26 protein-coding genes are annotated in these 24,876 nt (G+C 37.4%); 11 read left to right on the top strand and 15 right to left on the bottom strand.

Going from position 1 to position 24,876, the window contains the following annotated elements:
- Positions 1-59 precede the first annotated feature (59 nt).
- On the bottom strand, positions 60-458 hold the full coding sequence (locus BUA60_RS08290) for a hypothetical protein (RefSeq protein WP_072861280.1): 399 nt from the start codon (positions 456-458) through the stop codon (positions 60-62).
- A gap of 67 nt (positions 459-525) precedes the next feature.
- Complete coding sequence (locus BUA60_RS08295; RefSeq protein WP_072861281.1) at positions 526-1,230, bottom strand: LytR/AlgR family response regulator transcription factor; 705 nt, start codon at positions 1,228-1,230, stop codon at positions 526-528.
- Positions 1,231-1,777: 547 nt separating this feature from the next.
- Here BUA60_RS08295 and BUA60_RS08300 point away from each other — a divergent pair.
- From BUA60_RS08300 to BUA60_RS08310, 3 genes are all read left to right on the top strand, one after another.
- Positions 1,778-2,203, top strand: coding sequence for a VOC family protein (locus tag BUA60_RS08300; RefSeq protein WP_072861282.1), 426 nt, complete (start codon positions 1,778-1,780; stop codon positions 2,201-2,203).
- A 118-nt stretch (positions 2,204-2,321) separates the two neighbouring features.
- The gene (locus BUA60_RS08305; protein WP_084532540.1) at positions 2,322-2,717 is read left to right on the top strand and encodes an iron chaperone; all 396 of its coding nucleotides are present in this window, start codon (positions 2,322-2,324) and stop codon (positions 2,715-2,717) included.
- A 259-nt stretch (positions 2,718-2,976) separates the two neighbouring features.
- A complete protein-coding gene (locus tag BUA60_RS08310; protein WP_072861283.1) occupies positions 2,977-3,930 on the top strand; it encodes a hypothetical protein in 954 nt (317 codons plus the stop codon).
- Positions 3,931-3,948: 18 nt separating this feature from the next.
- On the opposite strand, the gene BUA60_RS08315 is transcribed toward BUA60_RS08310, so the two are convergent.
- Both BUA60_RS08315 and BUA60_RS08320 read right to left on the bottom strand, forming a co-directional pair.
- On the bottom strand, positions 3,949-4,497 hold the full coding sequence (locus tag BUA60_RS08315) for a GNAT family N-acetyltransferase (RefSeq protein ID WP_072861284.1): 549 nt from the start codon (positions 4,495-4,497) through the stop codon (positions 3,949-3,951).
- Positions 4,494-5,141: an alpha/beta hydrolase gene (locus tag BUA60_RS08320; protein WP_072861285.1), complete on the bottom strand. Its 648-nt coding sequence runs from the start codon at positions 5,139-5,141 to the stop codon at positions 4,494-4,496. Before BUA60_RS08320 ends, BUA60_RS08315 begins: the two co-directional genes overlap by 4 nt.
- Positions 5,142-5,213: 72 nt before the next feature.
- On the opposite strand from BUA60_RS08320, the gene BUA60_RS08325 reads away from it, so the two are divergent.
- The 8 genes from BUA60_RS08325 to BUA60_RS08360 all read left to right on the top strand — a co-directional run bounded on the left by BUA60_RS08325 (position 5,214) and on the right by BUA60_RS08360 (position 12,347).
- Positions 5,214-5,636: a PaaI family thioesterase gene (locus tag BUA60_RS08325; protein WP_072861286.1), complete on the top strand. Its 423-nt coding sequence runs from the start codon at positions 5,214-5,216 to the stop codon at positions 5,634-5,636.
- A gap of 1 nt (position 5,637) precedes the next feature.
- Positions 5,638-6,747, top strand: coding sequence for a chorismate-binding protein (locus BUA60_RS08330; RefSeq protein ID WP_072861287.1), 1,110 nt, complete (start codon positions 5,638-5,640; stop codon positions 6,745-6,747).
- Positions 6,748-6,803: 56 nt separating this feature from the next.
- Positions 6,804-8,558 carry a 2-succinyl-5-enolpyruvyl-6-hydroxy-3-cyclohexene-1-carboxylate synthase gene (menD, locus tag BUA60_RS08335; protein WP_072861288.1) on the top strand — a complete coding sequence of 585 codons (1,755 nt, stop codon included), beginning with the start codon at positions 6,804-6,806 and terminating at the stop codon, positions 8,556-8,558.
- A 37-nt stretch (positions 8,559-8,595) separates the two neighbouring features.
- On the top strand, positions 8,596-8,937 hold the full coding sequence (locus BUA60_RS08340) for a DUF2853 family protein (RefSeq protein WP_072861289.1): 342 nt from the start codon (positions 8,596-8,598) through the stop codon (positions 8,935-8,937).
- A gap of 88 nt (positions 8,938-9,025) precedes the next feature.
- The gene (locus BUA60_RS08345; RefSeq protein ID WP_072861290.1) at positions 9,026-9,856 is read left to right on the top strand and encodes a CvfB family protein; all 831 of its coding nucleotides are present in this window, start codon (positions 9,026-9,028) and stop codon (positions 9,854-9,856) included.
- 180 nt (positions 9,857-10,036) lie between these two features.
- Positions 10,037-10,648, top strand: coding sequence for an SPOR domain-containing protein (locus BUA60_RS08350; protein WP_031444097.1), 612 nt, complete (start codon positions 10,037-10,039; stop codon positions 10,646-10,648).
- Between the two features lies 1 nt (position 10,649).
- Positions 10,650-11,558: a 1,4-dihydroxy-2-naphthoate octaprenyltransferase gene (gene menA, locus BUA60_RS08355; RefSeq protein ID WP_072861291.1), complete on the top strand. Its 909-nt coding sequence runs from the start codon at positions 10,650-10,652 to the stop codon at positions 11,556-11,558.
- A 33-nt stretch (positions 11,559-11,591) separates the two neighbouring features.
- Complete coding sequence (locus BUA60_RS08360; protein ID WP_031444099.1) at positions 11,592-12,347, top strand: LytR/AlgR family response regulator transcription factor; 756 nt, start codon at positions 11,592-11,594, stop codon at positions 12,345-12,347.
- A gap of 178 nt (positions 12,348-12,525) precedes the next feature.
- On the opposite strand, the gene BUA60_RS08365 is transcribed toward BUA60_RS08360, so the two are convergent.
- From BUA60_RS08365 to BUA60_RS08420, 11 genes are all read right to left on the bottom strand, one after another.
- Positions 12,526-13,167: a response regulator transcription factor gene (locus tag BUA60_RS08365; RefSeq protein ID WP_072861292.1), complete on the bottom strand. Its 642-nt coding sequence runs from the start codon at positions 13,165-13,167 to the stop codon at positions 12,526-12,528.
- 687 nt (positions 13,168-13,854) lie between these two features.
- Positions 13,855-15,810: a PorP/SprF family type IX secretion system membrane protein gene (locus BUA60_RS08370; RefSeq protein ID WP_072861293.1), complete on the bottom strand. Its 1,956-nt coding sequence runs from the start codon at positions 15,808-15,810 to the stop codon at positions 13,855-13,857.
- Between the two features lie 253 nt (positions 15,811-16,063).
- Positions 16,064-17,344, bottom strand: coding sequence for a TolB family protein (locus BUA60_RS08375; RefSeq protein ID WP_072861294.1), 1,281 nt, complete (start codon positions 17,342-17,344; stop codon positions 16,064-16,066).
- 253 nt (positions 17,345-17,597) lie between these two features.
- Positions 17,598-17,972, bottom strand: coding sequence for a group I truncated hemoglobin (locus BUA60_RS08380; RefSeq protein WP_072861295.1), 375 nt, complete (start codon positions 17,970-17,972; stop codon positions 17,598-17,600).
- A gap of 235 nt (positions 17,973-18,207) precedes the next feature.
- A complete protein-coding gene (locus tag BUA60_RS08385; RefSeq protein ID WP_072861296.1) occupies positions 18,208-18,996 on the bottom strand; it encodes an anti-sigma factor in 789 nt (262 codons plus the stop codon).
- A 1-nt stretch (position 18,997) separates the two neighbouring features.
- Positions 18,998-19,531, bottom strand: coding sequence for an RNA polymerase sigma factor (locus BUA60_RS08390; protein WP_072861297.1), 534 nt, complete (start codon positions 19,529-19,531; stop codon positions 18,998-19,000).
- Between the two features lie 69 nt (positions 19,532-19,600).
- Positions 19,601-20,188 carry a superoxide dismutase family protein gene (locus BUA60_RS08395; protein WP_072861298.1) on the bottom strand — a complete coding sequence of 196 codons (588 nt, stop codon included), beginning with the start codon at positions 20,186-20,188 and terminating at the stop codon, positions 19,601-19,603.
- A gap of 319 nt (positions 20,189-20,507) precedes the next feature.
- Positions 20,508-21,149 (bottom strand): YceI family protein, encoded by a 642-nt coding sequence (locus BUA60_RS08400; RefSeq protein ID WP_072861299.1) that lies wholly within the window; start codon positions 21,147-21,149, stop codon positions 20,508-20,510.
- A 123-nt stretch (positions 21,150-21,272) separates the two neighbouring features.
- Positions 21,273-22,490 carry a bifunctional alpha/beta hydrolase/OsmC family protein gene (locus BUA60_RS08405; RefSeq protein WP_072861300.1) on the bottom strand — a complete coding sequence of 406 codons (1,218 nt, stop codon included), beginning with the start codon at positions 22,488-22,490 and terminating at the stop codon, positions 21,273-21,275.
- Between the two features lie 4 nt (positions 22,491-22,494).
- On the bottom strand, positions 22,495-23,178 hold the full coding sequence (locus tag BUA60_RS08410) for a DUF2490 domain-containing protein (RefSeq protein ID WP_072861301.1): 684 nt from the start codon (positions 23,176-23,178) through the stop codon (positions 22,495-22,497).
- A 232-nt stretch (positions 23,179-23,410) separates the two neighbouring features.
- The gene (locus BUA60_RS08420; protein ID WP_072861303.1) at positions 23,411-24,787 is read right to left on the bottom strand and encodes an amidohydrolase family protein; all 1,377 of its coding nucleotides are present in this window, start codon (positions 24,785-24,787) and stop codon (positions 23,411-23,413) included.
- Positions 24,788-24,876 lie beyond the last annotated feature (89 nt).

The following is a 24,876-nucleotide window of genomic DNA, read 5'->3' on the forward strand; positions in this document are numbered from 1 at the left end:
AAAAGATTGCAAGCTATTGCAAAACAGCTTGTTAAATAATGATTTTAATCAGTAGTGAATTATGCGGTCTTGGGAGGTTGGAAAATATCGGAATTTTCTATTTGGCAATAGGACTCTTGATAAAAAAAGTTTGAAGTGGTATCTGCAACTTGAGGGGTTTTAGGCACCATAAAATCAGCACCGTTCATTACAAAGGCAGTGGAAACATGGGAACAGGTTTGATGATTGAAGGGCAATTCTTCGTGATCCTTCTTTTCTTCCCTGTGTTCCAAATCGTGTTGCGTTTTAAGTTCCCCGTAATGTTTGGAAATAAAAACAAACAAATTATCCCCGTATTTCTGTTTATGAAACTCAGCATGGGTAAGGAAGTCATCGATCTGGGCAACATCTACCATATCCAAATTAAAACTTTGGAAGAGTAATAAAACAGACAGCGTTATGGAAAATAATTTGCTCATTTCTCTAGTAAAGATAAAAAAAATAAGTCTTCCAATTAGGAAGACTTAAACAACTTTTTGGCAAACCTTATTCTATTACCACCAAGGCTTTGATCAAAGCCTCTTTTTTATGTCTACTTAAAGGAATAACCTGTTCGTTTATTTCTACCGTGGAACCGTTAAAATTTTCAATCTTTTCCAAATTAACCGTATAGGATTTGTGTATTCTAAGAAATTTATCCTTGGGCAATTGTTTGGCAAAGGCCTTCATGGTAGAGAGTATTAAAGTCTTTTTATCCGTGGAAATAATCTTCACATAATCCCCATAAGCTTCTATCCATAAAATCTCGTTCAGGAATAATTTAGTTTTTTTGAGGTTACTATTAACATAAATATATTCCAGCTCTATCTCCTCCGCATTTTCAAGTTCATATTTGTTGATCGCCTTTCTTATGGAAACATCAAATCGGGTTTTATCCACTGGTTTCTGTAAATAATCGGTAACGTCATAATCAAAGGCCTTCATAGCATAATTGGGGTTGCCTGAAATAAGAATAACCTGTGGTTTATGTTCCAAGGATTCCAGGAATTCGAAGCCGTTGAAACCTGGCATTTCAATATCCAAAAAAATTAAGTCCACAATATTGCTGCCGATGTCATTCTTGGCATCTACACCATTATCGTATTCATTTATAAGATCAAGCTTGGAGTGTTCCTTTATTATTTTGGCCACTGCACGGCGTTGTACCGTGGAGTCGTCTATTAAAATGCATTTTAATTTAGTTTTTTTCATGGTCGAAATTTAAACAAACCACCATATAATATTAAAGTTGGCTACAATCCACAAGAAAGGAATAGCCAAAATTTCCCTGCTCCCTTTTGCAACAGGAATATTAAAAACTTTAATGCCTATGGTTAGTGTTTGGCATTTTATAAGGAACAAATATACAGCATGTTATACTAAAAGTAAATCTAAATTATTATAAATCGCCCAGCCCAAATAGAATAAGGCCTAAGACCATTAAACGCTTAAAATTATGAACCCAAAGAAAGACTTTTATGGATTTTCAAAACAGTTATTCACCTAAAAAACTTTGCATTATCCATAGATGGCCAATAGGCTTTTTAATCAAATTTTGTTCAATTTTGTAAAGTTGCCATATTACCAATATTTTGGAAAAATCCACTTATTTCCGGCACTTAATAATTTACATTTTTGAATTATCTTTATGATATCTTTCCCCGAAACCCACAGTTGCCGGTTATGTTCACCATACAAGTAACAAACCATAACTGGCACGGATTTTATATTTAAAACTGTAAACCTAATTCCCATATTTATGAAAGTACATCCTTATTTAAATTTTGATGGTAGGGCAGAAGAAGCCTTTAATTTCTATAAATCTGTCTTTGGAGGGGAGTTTCTGGCAAATATGAAAATGTCCGAAGTTCCGGATGGAGATAAACTCTCCAAGGAAGATCAAAATCGTACCATGCACATTGCATTGCCCATAGGCAAAGACACTTTGTTAATGGCTTCGGATATTATGCCATCTGCCGGACATGTTTTACAAGCGGGCAGCCAGACATACATTATGTTGGCTCCCGAAAGTAGACAGGAAGCTGATCGTTTATTCAATGGGTTATCCAAAGGAGGTAAGGTGGAAATGGCCATGGCCGATATGTTTTGGGGCGATTATTTTGGAAGTTTCATTGATAAGTTTGGCATTCGTTGGATGATAAGTTTCAACGAAAACCAGTCGTGATAGGTCAATTTCCAAAGGTTTTAGACCAGACCTACCCAATTCTTATTAAATATTCAAATACTTGAAAATCAATTAATTATGATAAACAATATAATCTTTCCATTTAATATAAAATATAATGTCAAATGCTAAATTAAATACCGGTGCGGAAGATGTCACAACATACATTGCCAATTGTCCAGTATCGGTACAGGAGGTTTTGGAAAAATTGCGGACCACCATCCTTAAAGCGGCCCCTGAGGCTGAAGAAACGATTAGTTACAAGATGCCGGCCTATAAGTATTATGGAATGTTGGTGTACTTCGCTGCCTATCAAAATCATATCGGATTCTATGCTACCCCAACGGGCCATAAAGAATTTGAAAAAGAATTGGCTCCGTATAAGCAAGGGAAAGGCTCGGTTCAATTTCCGCTAAACCAACCCTTGCCTTTTGCATTAATCGCGAAAATTGTAAAATTTAGGGCGCAGGAGAATTTAGCAAATTTTCAAAAAAAGGAAAAAGTCAAACAATAAATCTTTAGGTATTGGGTTGATTGCAAGCAAAGTCCGAATGCTTAAAAAACAAGCCCTAAATCATAATTGCAATGGTTAACCCCAATTTGTAACCCATCTTCAATTTCAACAAAAACTTCCAATTTGCTACCTTAGTGTCTACATTTTGTGATTGAGATCATAATACATTTGGAACCCAACAAAACCAAAGCTCCATGCTCTTATTTTGTTTAGTACCATTTTGTTTTTATTATGACTTTTTATAGACTAATTTTGGCATATGATGAAGAACTACTTAGTCCATTTTGTTTTGTGTACTTCCTTGATATTGGGCATAGCCTCTCCAATAGAACTGTTGGCCCAGGAAATAAAGATTTTTTCCGTTGAAGATTTTGATTTAAAAGGACCGGTTAAATTCTGTTTGGTTGCGACCGATTACGGTAAGGAGGAATATACCTTTAATGAAGAAGGACTTCTAACAAAGGCTGTTACCCGTTATAACGATACAGATTATGACATAACAATTTATAAATTGGATGGATCCGTACTATTGGAAAAACGAATAGAGAATTATAGGGACGGTATATTTGTAAAGAACACCTCCATTGCCAATTTTTATGAATTGGACACCACAGATGGCAAAAAGATTACCGAAAAAATAATTTCGTATAACAAGGAGTTCTTGGATCAGTATGAATACAACTATGGCGAGGATGGGAAGCTCTCCACCATAAAACGTATCAATGATAGCGGTATTGACGAAACTGCACTAAAATATGAAGTATACAAAGGTGAGGTTACGGAAACATATTATTTAAACGATATCATATTTAAATCTATCAGGACTTCAAAAATAAAGGGGAAGGACAATACGGTCCACAAATTGATTCTTTCCAAGGAATTTCTGGAAGGTCTACCTCAGAAGGCGCTGGAACAAACTTATGACAGTAATAACAAACTGATATCGGAAAAAAAGTTCGTTTACAACGATGGTAAAAAAACATTTATCCCCACAGAGAGTATGACCTATACGTATAATGACAAGGGAATGCTAATTTCATTAAAAACAGCGAAAGGTAAATCTGTAAGTGCCCAAGAATTTATTTACCAATACGATAGCCATGAATCCGGCAACTGGATAAAACAGATCATTACCCCGGACAACACCTATAAAACCAGAAAGATTCAATATTACGAAAAGGAACCTATACAGGTCCAGGAAATCAAGTCGTAAATACTTCATTCCAAAAAATCAACTCCATTCCTCCTTTAGAAGGCCATAGCAACAGGTATTTCGTTTATATCCATCCAATAGGTAAACGTTTTTACGCAATATGCCTTCCAATTTCGCCCCCAATTTTTCAACTGCCTTACGGGAACGAATATTACGCTCGTCAATCCTAAATTCAACCTTTTCAAAATTCATTTCATTAAAAGCATAATCAAGCATTAGAAGTTTTGCCTGACCATTTAGACCAGTGCCTTGAAATTCCCTTCCTATCCATGTTGACCCAATCTCAAGAACCTTATTTTTTTGGTCGATATTCATAAATCGGGTACTTCCTGCAAACTTTTCACTCCTTTTATCATAGATAATGAAGGGCATGGCCGCAGAATTTCTTTCTTTCTCCAACGCTTGTTCCACATACTTTTTTAGAGCTTCGGCAGTCCCAATATTAGACGGGGAATATTCAATAAGTTTTTCCTGACCAGCAATAGGAATCAAATAATGGTAGTTACTTAACGAAAGTGGCGTCAGTTTCACCAAATCGTTTTCTAGGATAGGGGTAAAGCTTTTCATTCAATTAGGCCAATTAAGACATTCTTTTTTATTTCATGTCCGCCATCAAATTTAATCAATTCGGCTTTTCCGCTAAAAAGGGAATTCATTTTTTCCTTCTCTTTTTCTAGTCGGACCTCCGTTATAAATTCATCATTATCGCCCAACACCAACTTAACCTTGGCATTTCCGGCAAGTAAAAATTTAAAATCTTCCGGAGTTAGTTCTTCCGGAATACCACCTGCATACAAAATCAATTGGTCAAGGTTAATTTTACTTTTCGCTGTCCAACGGGTAGCTATGGACACCCCTTGGGAAAATCCCAATACAATTAGCTGGCAATGGGCCGGTATGTTTTCCGATGCAAACAGATTATCCAAATAATTTAGAACGTTTGTCGTTTCCAACATCGTTTTTTCCTTGGTAAGCCAACTAGCTCCAACATGCTTAAAATCCTTGTTTAAATAATATTTTGAGGGTGCTTGCGGGGCAATAATATAATTTTCTTCTTTAGGCAGTTCACTAAAATATTTAATGAAATATCTGCTCAAAAATCCTATCCCGTGAAAAACTATCCAAACATTCTTGGTGCTTGTGTTTAGCGTATTCATGGTACTATAGGTGTTGGTGGAAGTATATGAAATTTGTTTTTCTTCTGGTTCCATAAATTTTGGGATAAGGGATAAAGTAATTCTATTGTTGAATTTCTAATGCTTAATTTTACAAAAAAATAGTTCATGAACGAATACAAAGAGAAAATTCTAAAAATTTGTAATGAGTCCAACAAGGCTACTTTAATGGAAACCTTGAATATAGAATATATAGATGTGGGAGAGAATTATTTAGTGGCAAAAATGCCTGTTACCCCGCAGGTTCACCAACCGGACGGAGTTTTGCACGGAGGGGCAACGGTGGCGTTGGCCGAAAGTGTAGGCAGTATGGCTTCCCATATTTTTTTGGATACCAAAGAATTTTTTGTTCGTGGTTTGGAAATATCCGGCAACCATGTGAAGAGCATCAGGGAGGGGGATGTTTACGCTAGGGCAGAGGTGGTACATAAAGGGCGTACCACACAGATTTGGGATATTAAAGTCACCGATAAAGATGGAAACTTAATTTCAATTTGCAAACTTACCACCATTGCCTTATCTAAAAAATAGTATGTCCTTAGGTTTTTTGGATCTTATTAAAGAACAGTTCCTTAAAGGTCTGCCTTTTGTCGCCTATAGAAAGCCCAACGAGCTTGAAGTAAAGGTGATTTTTCAAAATGACCAGGAATTACATTATGTTTCGGACTATACTGAAAGCGGCTTTGTGTTCGCTCCCTTCGATGGGGTAATGCCTGCAGTGCTAATAAAAAAGGATGAGGCTTTTGATGAAGCCTTGGAATTGGGATCCAAAGATACCGAAAACCCAATTTTCCCTGCATTGGATGAAGACTCCGATAAAGATTTTTACCTTGAAATAATAGAAAGGGCAATCAAAAACATTGATTCGGGAAATCTAAAAAAGGTAGTGCTATCCAGAAATATAGAAGTAGAGACCTCCAAGACTCCTTTTGTTATGTTTCGCGATTTGCTCTACCAATATCCAAAGGCCTTTTGCTATATCTGGTTCCACCCAAAAATTGGGATGTGGTTGGGCGCCACACCCGAAATATTTTTAGAAACCGAAAACAATAAATTCAAGACCATGTCCTTGGCTGGTACCCAATTACACAAGGTTGGCGAAGCACCAATTTGGAAAGAAAAAGAACTGGAAGAGCAGGAGATGGTGACCCAATTTATCCATAACTCACTGGAAGACAAGGTTTCCTCCCTAGAAGTATCAGAGGCCATGTCCTTTAAAGCTGGAAATCTTTGGCATATTAAATCATCCGTTTCCGGAAATATGAACAATTCCAGACTCATAGATATTATAGATGTCCTACACCCAACGCCGGCCGTTTGTGGACTGCCCAAAAATGCCGCCAAAGCGTTTATTTTGAAAAATGAGAACTATGAACGGCAATTCTATACCGGATTTTTAGGGGAGCTAAACCTTAAGGAGGATATCCGAAGGCATTCCAAAAGAAGAAATCAGGAAAATATGGCCTATAGGACCATAAAGAACAAAACCTCTTTGTTTGTAAATTTAAGATGTATGCAGATCTTGGGAAATAGGGTCAAAGTTTATGTTGGAGGCGGTATAACCAGTAGGTCGGTCCCTGAAAAGGAATGGCAGGAGACGAATGATAAAAGTAAGACCATGTTAAATATAATTTTAATGTAAACCAAAAAGCAACATTGAATTGGTTTTAGAAATACCTGAGTTGTAATTTTGCAATAATGAAATATTCCAACATTCCCTCCGCACAGTCACTTGTTCATCATTGCAAAGCAAGGGGCATTAAAAATATAATTATTTCTCCGGGATCAAGAAATGCACCTTTGACCATAAGTTTTTCGGAGGACCCTTATTTTAATTGTTACAGTATTGTTGACGAGCGCTGCGCTGCATTTTTTGCCCTGGGCATATCACAGCAACTGAAGCAACCCACGGTAATTTTGTGTACCTCCGGTAGCGCAATGTTAAATTATTATCCCGCCATAGCGGAAGCATTTTATAGCGATATACCCATCATCGTCATTTCAGCGGATAGACCACCCTATAAAGTGGATATTGGGGACGGGCAAACCATAAGGCAGGAAAATGTGTTTGAGAAACATATTGGTTTTTCCGCGAACCTTAAACAGGATGTTTGTCATGCAACCCAGAAAATTATAAAATATGACCCAGATCAATTAACGGAAGAAAATATTGATCTGAGCCAAATTCAGGTCCAAAAGTACAATGATAAATTACTTAACACGGCGCTAAATATAGCCTTCAGCGATAATACTCCCGTTCATATAAATATTCCGTTCGAAGAGCCCTTGTACGAAACAGTGGAGGAATCCACACTGTTGCCAGAAATTAATCTACTAAAGGACCAAGCGCAAAATGATCAATTAGAATGGCAGGAATATGTTCATCACTGGTATAATGCCTCCCGAAAAATGGTGTTGGTCGGGGTAAATCCGCCCAACGCGGTTGAACAGAAGTATTTGGAAATTTTGGCAAAAGACCCAACGGTCGTAGTAATGACGGAATGTACCTCCAACTTATTTCACCCCAACTTTTTCCCCAATATTGACAGTATCATAGCCCCGATTGAGAAATCGGCGCAAAGGGATGAACTGTTTAAAATGTTGCGACCTGAAATTGTCCTAACTTTTGGGGGACTCATTGTTTCTAAAAAAATAAAGGCATTTTTAAGGGACTATACCCCTTTAATGCATTGGCATGTAAATCCCAAAAAGGCCTACAATACCTTTTTCTGCCTAACAAAGCATTTTAAAACTAGTCCCAACGAAGTGTTTAAAAACCTTTTGGCCCAACCTTCTACCCAAGAAAGTGATTATTATGACTATTGGGCAAAAAGGAAAGAACATTACAAATTAAGAAGGGAACAGTACTTGCTGGAAATACCATTTTCGGACATGTGGGTTTTCCACAAGGCCTTGAAAAGCATTCCAAGTAATTATCAACTACAATTGTCCAACAGTTCTACTGTTAGATATGCCCAATTATTCGATTTGGAGCCCTCTATACGTGTTTTCTGCAATCGAGGCACCAGTGGCATAGACGGCAGTACTTCAACGGCCATAGGGGCTTCAATTTATGAGCCCAGTCCAACACTGCTGCTTACGGGCGACTTAAGTTTTCTTTATGACAGCAATGGTTTATGGAATAATTACATTAAGCCCAACTTCAGGATCATCGTAATCAATAACGGTGGCGGTGGCATTTTTAGGATTTTACCAGGCAAAGAGGAAACCGACAATTTCAATACTTTCTTTGAAACAACACAGGACCTTAAAATCCAATCCCTAGCTGAGATGTACAGTTTTGAATTTGAATCCGTCACAAACAAAAACGACTTTAACAAGGCCTTGGATAGTTTTTATCAAGAGTCCGAAAAACCAAAAATCCTGGAAATAAAGACCCCAAGATTATTGAATGACAATATTTTGCTTAGTTACTTTGATTTCATATCTTAGAAGGATATAAATCTAATCATTAACAATATTTAATATTATGAGCAAGAGAGATGAGTTAATCGAAAAATATGCTGCAGACATAAAGGACAAATTTGGTGAAACACCAAATATGGATTTACTTAAGAAAGTTACCATCGGATTAGGACCTTCCATCTACAACATGGATGCGTCGAAAGTTTCTGGGTCTGATGACAAAGAATTGCAGACGGTAAAAAATAACTTCCTAATTAAAAAACTTGGATTAAAAGACAGCCCACAGTTAATGGATGCCATTAAAAGCGTAACTGATAAATACGGAAGTTCCGTGAAGAGTAAGCACAGGGCGGTAGTTTATTACATGTTGGCGAAACACTTTAAAAAGGAGTCTGTCTACAAATAATTATTAATTCTAGTTTATTATATCTAAGCCGCCCTTAAAAAGAGTGGCTTTTTTTTATGGAGATTCTTTTTAAACGTATTTTTGCCCAATGATAGCACTTGGAAAATACAACAACTTAGAAATACTTAGGGACACCACAGTGGGTCTCTTTTTGGGCGATGATGAAGGCAATGATGTACTCTTGCCCAATAAGTATGTGCCGGAAGAATTTGAGATAGGGGACTATTTGGATGTATTTTGCTATCTGGACCATGAAGAGAGAATCGTAGCCACCACCTTGGTGCCCTTTGTAACTGTAGACCAGTTTCAATTGCTGCAGGTTGCAGAAGTAAATGAATACGGCGCGTTTATGGACTGGGGACTGGAAAAGCATTTGTTGGTGCCTTTTAGGGAACAACGCAACAAAATGCAAGAAGGCCAATGGTATGTTGTCTATTGCTATTTGGATGAAAAAACAGATAGACTGGTAGCTTCCAACAAACTGGATAAATTTTTGTCCAATGAGAACTTAACAGTACAGGCCTTGGACGAGGTAGATCTTGTAGTTACAAGACTGACGGATTTAGGCTGGGAGGTAATCATTAACCATAAGCACAAAGGATTGGTCTACTCCAATGAGATTTTTAAAAAAGTGGCCGTTGGGGACAAACTAAAAGGATATATTAAGAACATAAGACCGGACAACAAAATAGATGTTAGCCTACAACCTATAGGGTATCAAAGCTTGGAACCTGCAGCGAACCTAATTTATGAAAAACTTGTTGCCAATGGTGGGGTCCTAAATTTACACGACAAATCCGACCCAGAGGATATAAAAAGAATAATGCAGATGAGCAAGAAGACTTTTAAAAAGGGGATAGGTGCTCTGTACAAGGAACGTAAAATAGAAATAAAGCCAGATAGTATAAAGTTGCTATAATTTACCAGCTTTAAATAACATACTTTAATCTAATGGCGTCCAATTATTTAAGCATTTTAGTTTTAATTATTTGCCGTTTTGCAACAAAAACCATTACTTTTACAACAACCAAGTTTAAAAACATAAATAGTCGATTTATTTTTACTAATTTTAGAACTCATCCCCTAAACAATTAAGACTATGCCATTCATTGAGGAAAGTGATTTATTGGAATTGCATAAAGATATAGACAAGGCTCAAATTATTAATGAGCGTCTATTGGATCAGATAAAATACAAGAACAAGGAATTAAAGCGCAGTAAGATACAGCGAAATTTATTTGGCAGTATAACGGTGCTTTTCTTAATTGGAACACTGGCCATTTTCTCCTACAATGCGGGATTTATTAGGTCTTCCAATTATGAGAACAGGAATAACATGAGCAATAACCTCTTGGTATCCATAGATAGTTTGGAAGTGATAAAGGCAAGAATAGATAATCTTAAGGAACAGAACGAAGAACTGAGTTTGGTGAAGGAGTTCTATTTGGCCAAAAAGTTTTTGGATAAAGAAAAGATTTATTCCGTACAGGTTAAATCCTTTGTAGACAACAACATAACTCTTGCTTCGGAATCGCTTAACAATACAATATTTGTTAAAACCAATCCTTTTTATTCTTACTCTCTGGGAAATTTTGAAACCTTGGAAGAGGCTAGATCCTTTAGGTTCCAATTGGTAAAAATGGGTTTTGAGGATGCATTCGTTGCTTCCTACAAAGAAGGAAAGCGTTTAGAAATAGAAGACCCGTATTAAATTGCCTAAAATTAAAGTTTGGATTAGCGCGGCCCGTTTGAGGACTCTCCCTCTTTCGTTGTCCGGAATAATTGTAGGTACCGCACTTGGGAGTATGTACAGCGAGTTTCGTTGGGATATTTTTGTATTTGCACTTTTAACCACCGTCGGATTCCAGGTTACTTCAAATTTTGCCAATGATTATGGCGATGGTGTTAAGGGCACCGACAATGAAAATAGGGTAGGACCAAAGCGCGCTCTGCAAAGTGGACAATTATCCCGAAAGGAACTTAAAGTAGGGATTATTATTTCGATTATTATCTGCATTCTTTTTACAGTTGCCCTTTTATATCTTTCATTTGGTACCGAGAACCTTATATTGACCCTAATTTTCGGAGCACTTGGAATACTAAGTATATGGGCGGCCATAAAATATACGGTTGGATCATCGGCCTATGGATATAAAGGGCTTGGGGATTTATTCGTGTTTCTCTTTTTTGGCCTGCTGGGTGTAATGGGTTCCATGTTCCTGTATACCAAAACACTTAATGCAATGGCCATTTTTCCGGCAGTAACAATAGGTCTTTTGAGTACAGGAGTATTAAATCTTAACAATTTAAGGGACTATGAATCCGATAAAACTTCCAATAAAAACACCCTAATAGTGAAGATGGGCATTAGGAATGGAAAAATATACCATGTTTTTCTTATTGTAATTAGTTTTATAAGCATTTTAGCCTTTACCTTTATACATTACCATAATTGGAAAAATACTATCCATTTAGTGGCATTTGTACCTATATTTATACATCTGAACAAAATGTGGAAAATTAAGAATACGGTTTTGCTGGATCCAGAATTGAAAAAGTTGGCCTTGAGCACTTTTTTATTGTCGATTCTGTTTTATTTTAGTTTTAATAATTTTTCGTAATTTTGAGATAATAACCAATCAAAAAAATACACCTTGGAACAACCGATTAGAATTCTTATTGTAGAGGACAACGTGATAATTGCAGATGACATGCAATCTATGTTGGAAGAGATTGGATACGAAATCGTAGACAATGTTATTGTTTATGAGCAGGCAGTTGAAGTCTTAAAGAACAAGGAAGTTGACCTTGTGTTGATCGACATTATCTTAGCCTCCGATAAAACCGGAATTGATTTGGGCAAGCACATTAGGGAAAATTATAATATCCCCTTTATATTCGTGACCTCCAATTCCGATCGGGCCACCGTTGAAAATGCCAAGACCGTTAAGCCCAATGGCTATTTGGTTAAACCATTTGAGCAACAGGATTTATATACCTCCATTGAAATTGCCCTATCCAACTTCACTTCCGTTAAGAATAATGGAGCATCTGAAAGCCAGGAGGAGGAAGATGACAGGTTAATGTCCAACAAGGTATTGAAGGATTCCATTTTCGTTAAAAAACAACATTTGTATTATCGAATCCAATTTGGGGACATTCAGTTTATCAAAGCCGATAATGTTTATTTAGAGGTAAATACAGTAGATAAAAAGTTTTTGGTTCGATCTCCGCTCAAGGATTATTTGGAGAAGTTGCCACAACAGAAGTTCTACAGGGCACATAAATCCTATATTGTTAACGTAGACCATATTGATGCCATCAACTCCAAGGATATATTAATTAACAATACGCTTATTCCTATATCCAAGGAATTTAAGGAATTTATTATTTCAGCAATGAATTCGTAACAAATAGTTTTAAAAATACATAAATAAAAAAGGTGCCTTAGAGCACCTTTTTTATTTATGGGAACAAGAGACGGGGTCCGTTCCAACATTACATTTCAACGGGCCTACGGCCATTGAAATTAGGTTTGAAAAATAAAATTTAGAGTAGTTATTTTACCATACACAATACCTTTTTTATTTAAATTAAATGGGCAGAATATTCCATTTCCCTCAATTTGGACAAGGCCTCCGATTTAGAGTTTACATTTAATTTTAGATATATATTCTGTATGTGAAAATTTACGGTACTCGGGGTAACAAATAAATTATCCGCGATTGTCCTATAGGTAGCTCCCTGACATAAATAATCAATAATCTGATTTTCCCTTTCCGAAAAGGAAGCGTAAGATTTTGGTTGAAACATAGCAATTATTTTCTTGGCGATGTCGTTGCTTATGGTTGCACCTTCGTACTTAATGGCATTCAGGGCATGGTACAAACTCTTTATGCCAACAGGTTTGGAAACATAACCATTGGCCATATTCTTGAAGGCCTTTTTTACGATTCCAAAATCGCTTTGGCCACTGATCATAATGATTTTAACTTCAGGATCTTTTTTGCGAAAGAGGCCTATACCTTCAATACCGCAGCCATCCGGCATAGTAACTTCTGAAGCAATAATATCTGGTAATACATTGTCATAATCCAACAGCGCTTCCTTTACAGAGTCATATATTCCAACTAGTGAATATTCTTCATAAGTGTCGAAATAATATTTGTAGGTCTCGTGGAACGACAGGTCATTGTCTATTACAATAATTTTAAGTACGTTAGGTTTCATATCATTTGGGATTTGGGGGATTACTTCATTTTTTTCAATAAAAATCAGGTGTTATCCTCGGAACTGAGCAACACTTGATCCAAAATAAGAACTACTGTTGCAAGAGGTGGTAATGAACTGATTTGTTGGCTACAATATGGATATAATCCTTTTGTTCTTTAAATAGGTAAGGGTTAGTTTTCATGCTTTGTTAATTTGGGATGTAATTAATATTTATTTTATTTCCGTTATACTTTTTTATTGGATAATATGGAACACGCTGCAATACTTCATATTAAGACCGTAGGTAAATCTTAAACGTTAGGCCTCGTCTTCCGGTTGTTGTTTTAAAAACTTAAAATTATGTTAATAAAATTTAAATATAGATATAAAATCTAGAATCTCCATAAAAAATAGATGTATTTTCCTACAAAATAAAATTGTAAGTACTATTATGAATTATTGCTAAAAATTAATCGATTTAACTGAATTATTATAATTGCATCTGTATGTAACTCACAACCAAATTAATAGGTCCAAACATCCATATTGGTAATTTCAAAATTTATCGTGTTGACCTTGCAATCAACGGGAAGGGCAAGTCCATTTAAATGGTAAAAATGTGATAAAACACAAAAATTAATAAAGACTATGCACCATTTATAATGGTCTAGAAAAATACACCCCGCCCTTCCAACGGGATTTGCGCTATTCAAAGCGATCAATCAACTCATCTCCGTCTTCATATAGGTTTTCGGCGGTAGCCGTATTGTTATTCACCTTCATAATCCATTTTTCACTCAGATATTTGCCGTTCAAATCCGTTGTATAAGCCATTTCCGCCTCGTTTTTCTTATTGTAATCTGCCAAATACACATAGTACAAGCCATTTTCCTTATTGAAAAATTGCTTGGCACTAATCCCCTTGTGTTTTAGGTCATTTATAAAGGAATCCACGTTTTCTTTATTCTTATAAACGTTGGCTATCAAATAATAACCAGTTTTTACCCCGGCTATACCCGATTGCTGCTCCATTCTTATTGGTAATTTTGCGTAATCTTTCTTCTCGGCATTATTTATTCGGTATATGGTTTTTTCTTGGACATCTGCAACTGCAGTTTCGTATTGTTCACTATTTAATTTCTGAAGGTCGGTTTTCATACTTCGTTGTATTTCGTCTTTCTGTATTCTCACCAACATATCGAACCTCTTCTCTATCTCCCTTTTATTTGCAGATTCCAAGGAATCCTGCCTTAGAATTAGTCCATCCAGTATTAAACGGTTTTCATAGGCAAGAGTATTTTGGCACCCATCATTTTTATCGACTTTGTCCGCATTGGCGGTATTGACCGTGAGGTTTATTATATGATCTTTGGAGTCGTCATTTTTGGCGTATTGATTTTTTAACAGCTCCTTTAAGAGCAAGTGATTTTGGTATGCCAATGTACTTTGACATTCGCAATTGCTATTGCTACCATTGTCACTACCGGAACCCAATCTCAACATATCATTACCGGAGCCCGTGTTAACGGTATAATCATCAATATCTTCTGAATATTCAGAATTACTTAATTTTATCTCTTGATCCCTTCGCTGTATTTCAGCTTTCAATTTCTTAATCTCTTTCTCGTAGTTCTTTACTACTGGGTCGGATTTTTTCTTTTTGGTAGTGGTGGGTTTTCTGTAGGTGGAGTTTACAATTGGTTTTCTGGTATCCCCAAAGTCATTTTTAAAGGTGTAGGCCAAGGATAGTTCATGGTTCCAACCAAGGCTGGCTCCGTATTTTAAAAAATTCTTTTCAAATACATATCCCAGGGTCATCTTTTTACCAAGATTAAATCCAAGTCCAACAGACAAGCCGTATCTATCATCAAGGGTAGACTGTAGCCATCCATAATCCGGTAAGTCCAACAATACCGATCCGGCAATAGAAAAGTTGTCCTCATCATCCCTATGGACCTGTAACAAAGGCATTATCCTACCGTTGGTAAACAATCCACGCCTGGCGTCCAGTTCATGTGTATATTGAAGTGAGGCCTTTAGCGTTTTGTCGCTAAAATCCGTGATAACACTATTGGTGGTTTGATTATAACTGATAAGGTCTTGGGCATACAGGCCAAAATCGAACTGACCTATAGAGAGTACAGCCCCGGGTTGTAGGGCCAATCTAGTCTCTTTTCTGGCATCCAATATTTCCGGGTCGTTTTCTGAAGCTATAATCCTGTTCTTATCGATTCCCGAATTTAGATAAGTGACATTGGTACCGAAACTTAAATTACTATTCCTTCCCAATTGCACTGAAGTAGCATAATTGGCGTTTATGCCAAATTCCTGCATAACACCCGCCCGATTGGTATAAACACCTAATCCCATGGCGGTATTGTCATTCAATTTGTTGCCAAATCCCAGAAAATAATTTTGATTATTGTCGTTAAAAGTGGCATACTGATTTTGGTGTAGAATATTTACATAGGATTTGTTTTCCCTTACCAGTGAAAAAGCAGGATGAATTAAAAACCTATTGAAGACCAATTGGTTGTGATAGGAAGTAGAGGAATCAAAATCGGAATTGGCTTCTTGACAAAGCACGGCATCATTGCAGAGTACAATGCAAAATAATATTAGGAGTAATACCTTCTTAAAAATGGCACCTCTGCAGTTCATCCAAGGGGAAAAATTATGTTAATCCGATTATAAATTGTTTCTTATAATCATATAGTGCGTGTCTCTCGCTTAACTTGGATCATTCATCTTAAGTGGACCTTAAACCTGGTCGGGGCTTTAGAAAAATTTAGTTGAAATGGTCCAAAAAAATATTGAGGACCAAATTACATTTTTGTAGGTAAATTCTTACTATGAATTTATCACAGTATTATCCGTGCACCATTTCTTGCTTGTATATAATTAATGAAAGCCCTTACTCCTCAAAAACAGTATTTGAGTAATGTATTTGTGCCTTGTCATCAATACTTTCCAATATATTGAACTGCCTTTTTTCCAATAATTTGTCCCTTTTTTCCTTGGAATAAGTAAACGCTACCTTTTGCGGATTACTTTTGCTTTCACCTCTGTTGGACATTACGTACCCCATTCCGTTATTTCCGGTTAGTAAAATTGAAAAGTCATCTTCCACACTATTGATGTCGGTTCCCAGGTTAACGGAAGTCCCCACTTTCCTATGATCAACCTGAACCATGTAGACGTCCAGTCCACCGAAACCTTTTCTTCCTTCCGAAGCAAAGACCAAGGAAGAGCCTCCTAATATTTTAGGATAAAGATCATTATCGTCCGTGTTCACTTTCTGACCTAAATTTTTGGCTGTACTAAAGGATCCGTCGTTTTGAATGTCTGCTACGTAGATATCATATTTTCCAAAAGTACCCGGCATATTGGAGGCAAAGAACAATCTACTTCCGTCCGGCGAAATGGTAGGGTGGATAGCCGAATAATGCTTTGGTGCCAGTGCAACTTCCTCTATGTTCTGCCATTCCCCCTTTATTTTATTGGCCTTGAATATTCTGTGTACCAATACCTTTTTTGAAAAGACCCCGTATAAAGGTTTTGTATAAACGGCCTTACTAAAATAAGCAGTACGGCCATCTGCGGTAATCGCAATTGGCGCGTTATAGGCAAATTTATACTTTTCCTTATCCTCAATATCAGATGCCACCTCATTTTCCAAGCCTAGATCTTCCAATGTCATTTCCCTGGATACCACAGGTTCTTCGGGCTGTTGAAAGTTGAAATCCCTGTATTTACTTATTTTTTCAGGATGAGTCTTATTTTCTACTGGGGATTTATTGATTTGATAGTCCCCTTTAATTTGTGCCAGCCAATCCTTATCTCCTGAAGTACTTTCCACTCCTGTAGATCTAATTTTTTTTAGTGCGAAAAGATATCTTTCATAATAACTTGCCTTTGTTGATGAACTGGTTTTTGCATCAATTAACTTATTGTACCAAAATATGGCCTCCTCGTAATTTTCGACCAAAAAGTTGGCATTACCAAGATCCTCGAATATTTCGTTTTCCTTGTAACCTAGTTTTAGAAGTTGTTGATACTTGTCAGCTCTTTTACTGTTTGCGTAGGCATCGGAATTATTGTAATCGGAAACCTTTGATTCTTGGGCGGACAAAGAACAGAAGAATAACGTAATAATGCAGCCGAGTATCCCTTTAGTGCTATTGGGTAGGTTCATATTATTAGATATTGGGGTGTTAAACTAGACAAAGGTCTATTATTTTGTAGGAATAATTATTAGCAAAATTTCATAGGTTTTTGTTTTTTCTGAAATCTTTCTAAATTCAATTTGAATTGGGGGAGTAGGTGGGAGGCAAAATCCTCTTAAGGTTGTAAAACAAAAATGGCCCCCTATAATCGGGGCCATCCATAAAAATTGAGTACCAATTGCTTGTGCATGTATCTACCATAAACCATAACTATATTATCAACTATAACCGAATTACCCCACCTTTAAGGGAATAGAGAATTGCCAAAACATCTTTTTTTTCTTCATCCCCATAATTATTAACATCCATCGCTTCCAAAATATCATCTACTACTGCCATAAACTCTTGCTCAGAAATATTCATTCCCTTATGAGTTGTAACCATATCCCTTCCCTTATATTCCTGGGGCCCACCTGCACCGGCACAAAAAAAGTGGACTGTATGTTGCTTTATAAGCCTTAGTCGGTCCGGTTGATCCCTATAAGGTACAAACCGCGGACTTATGGTTGGATTGCCCATGTGTAGATCCACCACGTCGTCCACTAACTTTGTAATCCCTTTTATTTCGCCTAATCTGTTATAAAGTGTCCTTGCCATAATGTTATCTTTTAATGATTAAAGTATTATCCTCAAGTTTAGGCTCTTTTCAGAAAAGGCAATGGTTCAATTCATTCAAAAAAGTAGATTTTTAGCGCATTCTTTACCAAAGGGACCTATTTTAAAAGGGTCATGTAGAAAAAGGCAAATTGTAGGGAATGAAATAGGTCTATTAGAATAACTCCACCACAAACCTTTCATACAAATTCCTCTTCCTATAGGTACACCCCAAATACTAAGATGTGGCCACGCCTAAAGTATAAAGCTGTTCCAAAGTGGGAGTTTCACTACCGCCTGCTGGTTCCAAAGTAATTCCGAATGCCTCCGACTCATTGGGATTGGTCAAAGCAAACACCTTATTTTCATCATTGACAAAGTCCTCCAAAAGCCCCATGCTGGTAGGCGTTAACGGATTTAATTTCAGGGACCACACTTGGTATACGAATCCATCCGGAGGATCGGGCAGGCCTTGAGCATCAATAAACACCTTCTTCTCTACCTTGTTCCAATAAGCCTTTGCGTAGGAGGTAGGGGAGACGGTCTGTCCACCAAGTGCCACTACCGTAACATTCTTATCACGAATGGTATTCAATAATTCCTCGGTTTTTTCCAAAGAATTTTGGGAATCGGCTATCTGTTGTTCCATGGTATTATTTTCCTTGGATACCACTTCCAGATCCAATTTCAATTGATCGTTTTGTTGATAGAGCCAGATTAAACCTCCCATAAACACCAAGGATGCGGCCCAGCCCAAATAGGCAGTCCAACTTACTTTGTTACTGATCAGCTCGGTTTTGGCGGCACCTAACTTGGCCATTCTGTTCTTCATATCACCAAATCCTTTTGTCCCAGGGGAAACGGATTTTGACAAGGACAGAACGGAAGCTTCAATGTCCTCTATTTCCTTCTTTATCTCAGGATACTTTTGCGCATTGATATACACTTCCAAATTTTCCAGTTCGGATAAGGTACCGGCAACATAAAGTTCCAATATACCTGATGCTATGTATTCCTTTGTATCCATATTACAATGCCATGTTGGTCCTTATTTGGGTAATACAGCTTCTATTTCTTGTCTTCACCGTTCCCAATGGAATGTCCAATTCTTTTGATACTTCTTTCTGTGTTAGTCCTTTAAAATATAGCAACTCTATAAGCTCGATACATTTGTCCTTTAAATTTACCAATAGTTTTTTTAAGCCAACAACATCTTCCTTACCTTCTTCACTATCGGTCATACTTTCTAAAATACCTACGAAGTAATCAGCGGAAAGGTTCTTTTTACTGTTTTTATAAGACTTGCTGCGTATTTCATCAATGGCTGCATTCCTAGCAATATTTAGTATCCAAGTAAAGAACCGCCCCTTGGAGGCATTATAGCTCTCGGCATTGTTCCAAGCCTTCATAAAAACATCCTGACATATCTCTTCGGAAACATTGGTATCCTTGACAATGGTATTGATTACCCCACAAATATTTTCGGAATACATATTGTACAGCTTTTGAAAAGCGACAGCATCCCTTTTTTGAAATTGTTCTACAATTATTTCTAATTCCATTCAAGAATTTTTTTAAAGATAAAAAAAGCTGCCCAAAAAGGCAGCTTAATAATTTTTCCAAATTGATCATTATTCAATAATACCGGCGCAACTTATCCTTCCCCCCGCATCGCCAGTGGGTTGGGTTACAAAATCATCTTTACCTTGATGTACTATCACGGCTTTTCCTATTAAGTTTTTGGTCTCGTCCCCACATCCCAAACACCATTCGTCCGTAGAAAAATCAACAGTTGCGTTACCCTTCTCGTCTGCTGTAAAATTTCCAATATCTCCCCTATGATAACCTTCTTGGGAACCCCATTTACCATGGGGGGCAAAGGTTGGATTCCAATGTCCTCCGGTAGATTTCCCATCGGCCGAAGAACAGTCCGCTTTTTCATGAATATGAATTGCGTGCTCTCCTGGTGTTAGTCCGGACAATCCAACATTCATGCTTACGGTTCCATTTTCCTCAGTAAAGCTTACCTCTCCTTTAACATTACTGTCACTTTTAGGTTCCAGTGAAAACTTAAGAGTCTTAACCTCAACTTCCTCTATTACTTCCTCGGCCATTGCCTCTACATTTTCCATGGTATCCTTGGTTTCCTTTTTTGCTTCCTTGCAACTATAGGAGCCGAGGAATAGTAATACCAAAGACAATATTTGAATATTTCTCATCTTTCATTTTTTTTTAGGTTCCCATGAAATTACCAATTTTGTAAAAGGATGTCAAGCCTAGAAGGGAAACGCGTTATTTTATACCTGAATTGAGTTAAAAATTGGTCTAAGTAAGCTACCTCGGGGCAAGCCCTCGAGGCATTCGAAGGAAACGAACTTTAAATTTCGAGACAAGCCTCGGGGTATTATACCCTTTGGCGGTGCCAATAAATAAAAACTCCCCGTATTTGTTCAGTACAAATACGGGGAGTTTTTATTAAGCCGTTTTATTCCAAGGAAAGGGATTTTGCAAAATGCACCCTCCTTAAATATTTAAGAGTTATTTTTTTTGCAACAGGACATCGGCATGAATGGCAACCTCGCTCCAAGTCTTACTTACACCGTCCTTACCAGTATGCAATGCTTCACAGGCTTTATTTATGGATGCCACCGAATTCAAGGCGTCCCAATTCTCCAAATTCATTACACCGCTAAAGGAATGGCCATTATCTCCGGACATTTCATGTTCTAGAGGAATATTGGCAGTTTTCCCGTTCATGGTAACATCTATACTACATTTATCATCGCCAGAAACTTTAAATACTCCTGAAATAAGTTCTGTATTATCCATAACACCAAAAAAGAATTCCAAAATCTTGGGATCCCTGGTACCTGTAGCATCATTTGTAAACAGGCTGCTTACGGGAATATTAAAAGTGGTACCATTTAGGGCTTCCATAGCGGTACTTCCTTCCGTGGTATTTGTAATATTAATTTTGGTAAACTTGCCACCAACCGGTAATTTTTCGGTAGTCTTATAAGCCGTAAAACTTACTTTGGTTGAATCTTTGACCAGGCTAAATTTTTCAGTAGAGGCGGCCTCCAGTTCAACGGCCCCACCATCTTGTTCTTTTTTGGCATCTTTACAGCTTATCCCGGTAATTAAGAGTAAACTTAAGCATGCAAAAGCGATTTTTTTCATGTTATTTTTTTTGAAATTATAGGCATAAAGTTAAGCATAAAAAATGTTGTCGAACTATTCTTTAAAATGAAATAATCATATTTTATTAATGCTATGCAATCTTAACGCTCCTCATGGGTAATATTAATTGCTCAATAGGGTAGTCACTATATTTATTTCACTTTTTAAGGTTCTGTGAACCGGGCATTTATCCGCAATCTCCATTATTCTGGCAATTTGTTTATCGTCAAGGTCACCAGTAAGTTTTATGGCTCTCTGAAATGTATCTATTTTTGCCTCGCTCGAATCGCAGTTCTGACAATCGTCCGCATGTAATTTTTGATAGGAGGTATGCACTTCTACATTTTCCAAAGGCCATTTCTTTCTTTTGGCATACATCTGAACGGTCATTACAGTGCAGGCAGACAGGCCAGCGGATACCAATTCATAAGGGGAAGGTCCAAAATTATTGCCCCCATATGACACAGGTTCATCGGCCGTGATGTAATGGCTCCCGACCTTCATTTGAGTGGTAAATCCATCGGCACTATCCAAACTGGCCACTACTTCTTTTTCAGTGTCCAAAGCTATGGCACCGGGCATCTCCAAGTACCTTTGAGACCATTTTCCAATAATCTCCCCGGTATAGGTGGCGTCTTTGGGATTCCCAAGCAAATGATCGGCCCCGTCCAAGGAAATAAAGCTTTTTGGATGGTGAACGGCAATATAAATCTCCTCTGCATTTTTTATTTCAACTACTTTGTCCCGGGGAGAGTGAAGAATCAAAATAGACTTTCTATTATTCTTTAAGGTTTCCTGGTAGGATTGTGATTTTAAATCCTCCAAAAACTGTTTTTTTATGGTAAAGCTTCTTCCTCCAATATTTACTTCGGCATTTCCTTGATCCTTAATGGTTTCGATATCATTTTTAAAAATATGTTTTACATGTAAAGGATTCGATGGTGCACCTATAGTTGCAATTGCCCTTATAGAGGATATTTTTTGCGCGGCAAGAATGGCCGCGGCCCCACCTAAGGAATGACCTATAATCAATGTTGGCGAGGAATAATGCATTTCCAAATATTTGGCCGCCTCCAATAAATCCTCCACATTTCCAGAAAAATTGGAATCTGAAAATTCACCCTCACTTTCACCAAGACCCGTGAAATCGAATCGTAAAACCCCAAAGCCTTCAGCAGTTAGGGCCCTACTAATATTCCTAACGGCGGCGAAGTTTTTATTACAGGTAAAACAATGGGCAAATAGTACAAAATTATGTGGATGTTGGTTGGCAGGAAGGGACAAGCGCCCTACCAAAGTTTCTCCGTTCGCATTTTTAAAACTTACTTTTTGCTGGTTCATAATACTATTTTTTCTTCAATACACCCCTTAAGTCGGGATTATAGGTAACACCTATCTGAAGTCGGTCATAATGTGCCTCTGAAAAATGATTTTTTAAATAGCCCGCCTGTACGCTCAAATTATTGGTCACATTAATTCCAAGGGCAGCGTAAAGGCGGTTTTGACCAAAGGCATCATCTTGAAGATTTATAAAGATTTCGTCATAGAAATTAAGGAAAAAGGTATTGGTCAAGGGAAGGGTCATCTGCAAACGATACCGCATCCTATGTTGTACATCATTACTATCCCCAAAATCCAAAAAGCGTTGTTCCAAGGTATATCTGTGTTCAAAGTTAAATTCCCACACCTTATTTTTAAGAAAAAATCGCTCAAAAATACGATGCTCTATAGAGTTCGTTTCATCCGGGAATTCCTCGAAACTGCCGTCCGTAACAATATATCCATATCCAAATGTGGTCCATGCATTGGCATCAATATGATAGTTTAACCCGGTTCTCAAAAGCAATTGGTTGAAATTTTTGGCCTGTTCATAATAGCGAAGCTGGGCTTCTGTGTGGATACTTAGTTTGTTGCTTATCTTATTGGTACCGAAATACATATGCCAAGATCCCAATTTGTTTTCGCCATTTTCCTGTGCTTTCATTGTAAAGGTTGAAATAAGGATAAGTAAGCCTAAAATTTTCTTCATAATGTTAACGCGTTTCTTTTTTGTGTTTATATCTATTATTTAAGTTTCGTTTTAAGCGAGTATATGCCGCCCAAGTCCCAAAAATACAGTTTCTACAGAAATGACCTTTTTTTTGGGGGATATCCAATCAAAAGCATTCGATTTCGTCATGATTCCAGATTCGAAGCAAACATCCAAAATCATGAATACATTTTCAAAATCCAAGTAGAGGTTATTACGGTAAAAATGGACATTAATTGTTTTTGGCATTAGTGGCTATTTGCTCCAACTTCTCCGCTATAGATTCCTTGGACAACCATTTTCCGTGTACCATGACACCAGAAATATCTTTTAAGGCCGAAATATCCAATAAAGGATTGCCATTTAAGAGTACCAAATCTGCATCCAGACCTTCCTTTACGCTTCCAAAGGTATCCTCCATGCCAAAGAAAATAGCTGGATTAATGGTACCCGATTGCAAAATCTCCAAAGGAGTGAGTCCGGCCTCTATCATCCCAGCAACCTCATGATGAATGGAAAAGCCAGGTACGTTGAACAATTGTGGAGCATCCGATCCCAATAACATCCCATGTCCATTCTCCTGTAATTTTCGGATCAATTGTCTTCTTATGGTTGTAAACTTATTCCATTGCTCTTCGTTAAAACCGGTTTCAGGTTTTGTGGATTCATCCTTTCTTCTCTTCCAATCCTTCAAGGTGGAAACGGGCATATATTTCATTTCCGGCTGTTCTAACAATTCGTCGGAGCTTACCGGGGCAAACCACCTCTCAAATAAACTTTGTGTGGGAACAACCCATACCTGGTTCTTTTTGGTCAGTGCCACCAATTCATCAATTTTGGTAGTATCGGCCAGTGGGGTAAAAGAGAATCCAAAAAACCCATTGGCAGTAGGATCAACACCTTCAGATTCCGGTACAAGTCCTTCCAAATAGCCATCTACATGGTCTATGGAAGCATATTTACTTTCCAAGGCGTGACGAATACCAACCATTACCGGTACATGGCCGGAAAAGGGAATGTTAAGCTCATTGGCAGTTTCCACCATTTGATCAAAAACTTCCAACTGCATCCCTGGGTGTATTTTAAGAAAATCGTATCCTTCATTCTTATAAGCGGTAACTTTTTGCACAGCTTCTTCCTTGGTGGTTACGGAATTGCCATTAAATGAAGGACTGGAAGTAAAAATACGAGGGCTCAAAATCTCGCCCTTTAAAGCTTTTTCCCTTAAAACCAGATGGGTTGGATGACCCAACATTCCCCTAATAGTGGTAATACCATTGGAAAGGTATAGATATAAAGTTTCCTCAATGCGGGTGTCGCTGGTAGGAGGCTGGGGGATGTGCGCATGCATTTCTGCCAGTCCGGGAATAATATATTTATCCTTAGCTTCAATTTTATTTGGATATTCCTGAGCGTTCTCGACCGACTCTACAATTTTTTTAATTTTCCCGGAGTCGATTACTACCTGTCTATTTTTTAGGATATCACCATTACTAACATCAACAATATTGACATCTGTTATCAATATGGCTGTGGGACTAATGCTTTTCTTTTTTGGGGAACAGGAAAGAAAAGTCACAATACAAATGAGTAAACTAATTTTTTTCATGTTGATATAGGTTTTAAGTTAATACACTATGCCTGTATTGGTGACAGAGGGGATTAACCAATATGGACAACCTGAATTGTCCTGAACTA

This window comes from Arenibacter palladensis, from assembly GCF_900129275.1.
Lineage (GTDB): Bacteria > Bacteroidota > Bacteroidia > Flavobacteriales > Flavobacteriaceae > Arenibacter > Arenibacter palladensis.

Coding starts and splice junctions, on each gene's coding strand:
- BUA60_RS08420 (WP_072861303.1), bottom strand. CDS start 24,787: ATGAAAAAAATTAGTTTACTCATTTGTATTGTGACTTTTCTTTCCTGT.
- BUA60_RS08370 (WP_072861293.1), bottom strand. CDS start 15,810: ATGAACTGCAGAGGTGCCATTTTTAAGAAGGTATTACTCCTAATATTA.
- BUA60_RS08315 (WP_072861284.1), bottom strand. CDS start 4,497: ATGAAAAGCTTTACCCCTATCCTAGAAAACGATTTGGTGAAACTGACG.
- BUA60_RS08400 (WP_072861299.1), bottom strand. CDS start 21,149: ATGAAAAAAATCGCTTTTGCATGCTTAAGTTTACTCTTAATTACCGGG.
- BUA60_RS08290 (WP_072861280.1), bottom strand. CDS start 458: ATGAGCAAATTATTTTCCATAACGCTGTCTGTTTTATTACTCTTCCAA.
- BUA60_RS08330 (WP_072861287.1), top strand. CDS start 5,638: ATGTCCTTAGGTTTTTTGGATCTTATTAAAGAACAGTTCCTTAAAGGT.
- BUA60_RS08325 (WP_072861286.1), top strand. CDS start 5,214: ATGAACGAATACAAAGAGAAAATTCTAAAAATTTGTAATGAGTCCAAC.
- menD (WP_072861288.1), top strand. CDS start 6,804: ATGAAATATTCCAACATTCCCTCCGCACAGTCACTTGTTCATCATTGC.
- BUA60_RS08380 (WP_072861295.1), bottom strand. CDS start 17,972: ATGGCAAGGACACTTTATAACAGATTAGGCGAAATAAAAGGGATTACA.
- BUA60_RS08390 (WP_072861297.1), bottom strand. CDS start 19,531: ATGGAATTAGAAATAATTGTAGAACAATTTCAAAAAAGGGATGCTGTC.
- BUA60_RS08350 (WP_031444097.1), top strand. CDS start 10,037: ATGCCATTCATTGAGGAAAGTGATTTATTGGAATTGCATAAAGATATA.
- BUA60_RS08405 (WP_072861300.1), bottom strand. CDS start 22,490: ATGAACCAGCAAAAAGTAAGTTTTAAAAATGCGAACGGAGAAACTTTG.
- BUA60_RS08340 (WP_072861289.1), top strand. CDS start 8,596: ATGAGCAAGAGAGATGAGTTAATCGAAAAATATGCTGCAGACATAAAG.
- BUA60_RS08385 (WP_072861296.1), bottom strand. CDS start 18,996: ATGGATACAAAGGAATACATAGCATCAGGTATATTGGAACTTTATGTT.
- BUA60_RS08310 (WP_072861283.1), top strand. CDS start 2,977: ATGATGAAGAACTACTTAGTCCATTTTGTTTTGTGTACTTCCTTGATA.
- BUA60_RS08295 (WP_072861281.1), bottom strand. CDS start 1,230: ATGAAAAAAACTAAATTAAAATGCATTTTAATAGACGACTCCACGGTA.
- BUA60_RS08365 (WP_072861292.1), bottom strand. CDS start 13,167: ATGAAACCTAACGTACTTAAAATTATTGTAATAGACAATGACCTGTCG.
- BUA60_RS08320 (WP_072861285.1), bottom strand. CDS start 5,141: ATGGAACCAGAAGAAAAACAAATTTCATATACTTCCACCAACACCTAT.
- BUA60_RS08395 (WP_072861298.1), bottom strand. CDS start 20,188: ATGAGAAATATTCAAATATTGTCTTTGGTATTACTATTCCTCGGCTCC.
- BUA60_RS08305 (WP_084532540.1), top strand. CDS start 2,322: ATGTCAAATGCTAAATTAAATACCGGTGCGGAAGATGTCACAACATAC.
- BUA60_RS08300 (WP_072861282.1), top strand. CDS start 1,778: ATGAAAGTACATCCTTATTTAAATTTTGATGGTAGGGCAGAAGAAGCC.
- BUA60_RS08375 (WP_072861294.1), bottom strand. CDS start 17,344: ATGAACCTACCCAATAGCACTAAAGGGATACTCGGCTGCATTATTACG.
- BUA60_RS08345 (WP_072861290.1), top strand. CDS start 9,026: ATGATAGCACTTGGAAAATACAACAACTTAGAAATACTTAGGGACACC.
- BUA60_RS08410 (WP_072861301.1), bottom strand. CDS start 23,178: ATGAAGAAAATTTTAGGCTTACTTATCCTTATTTCAACCTTTACAATG.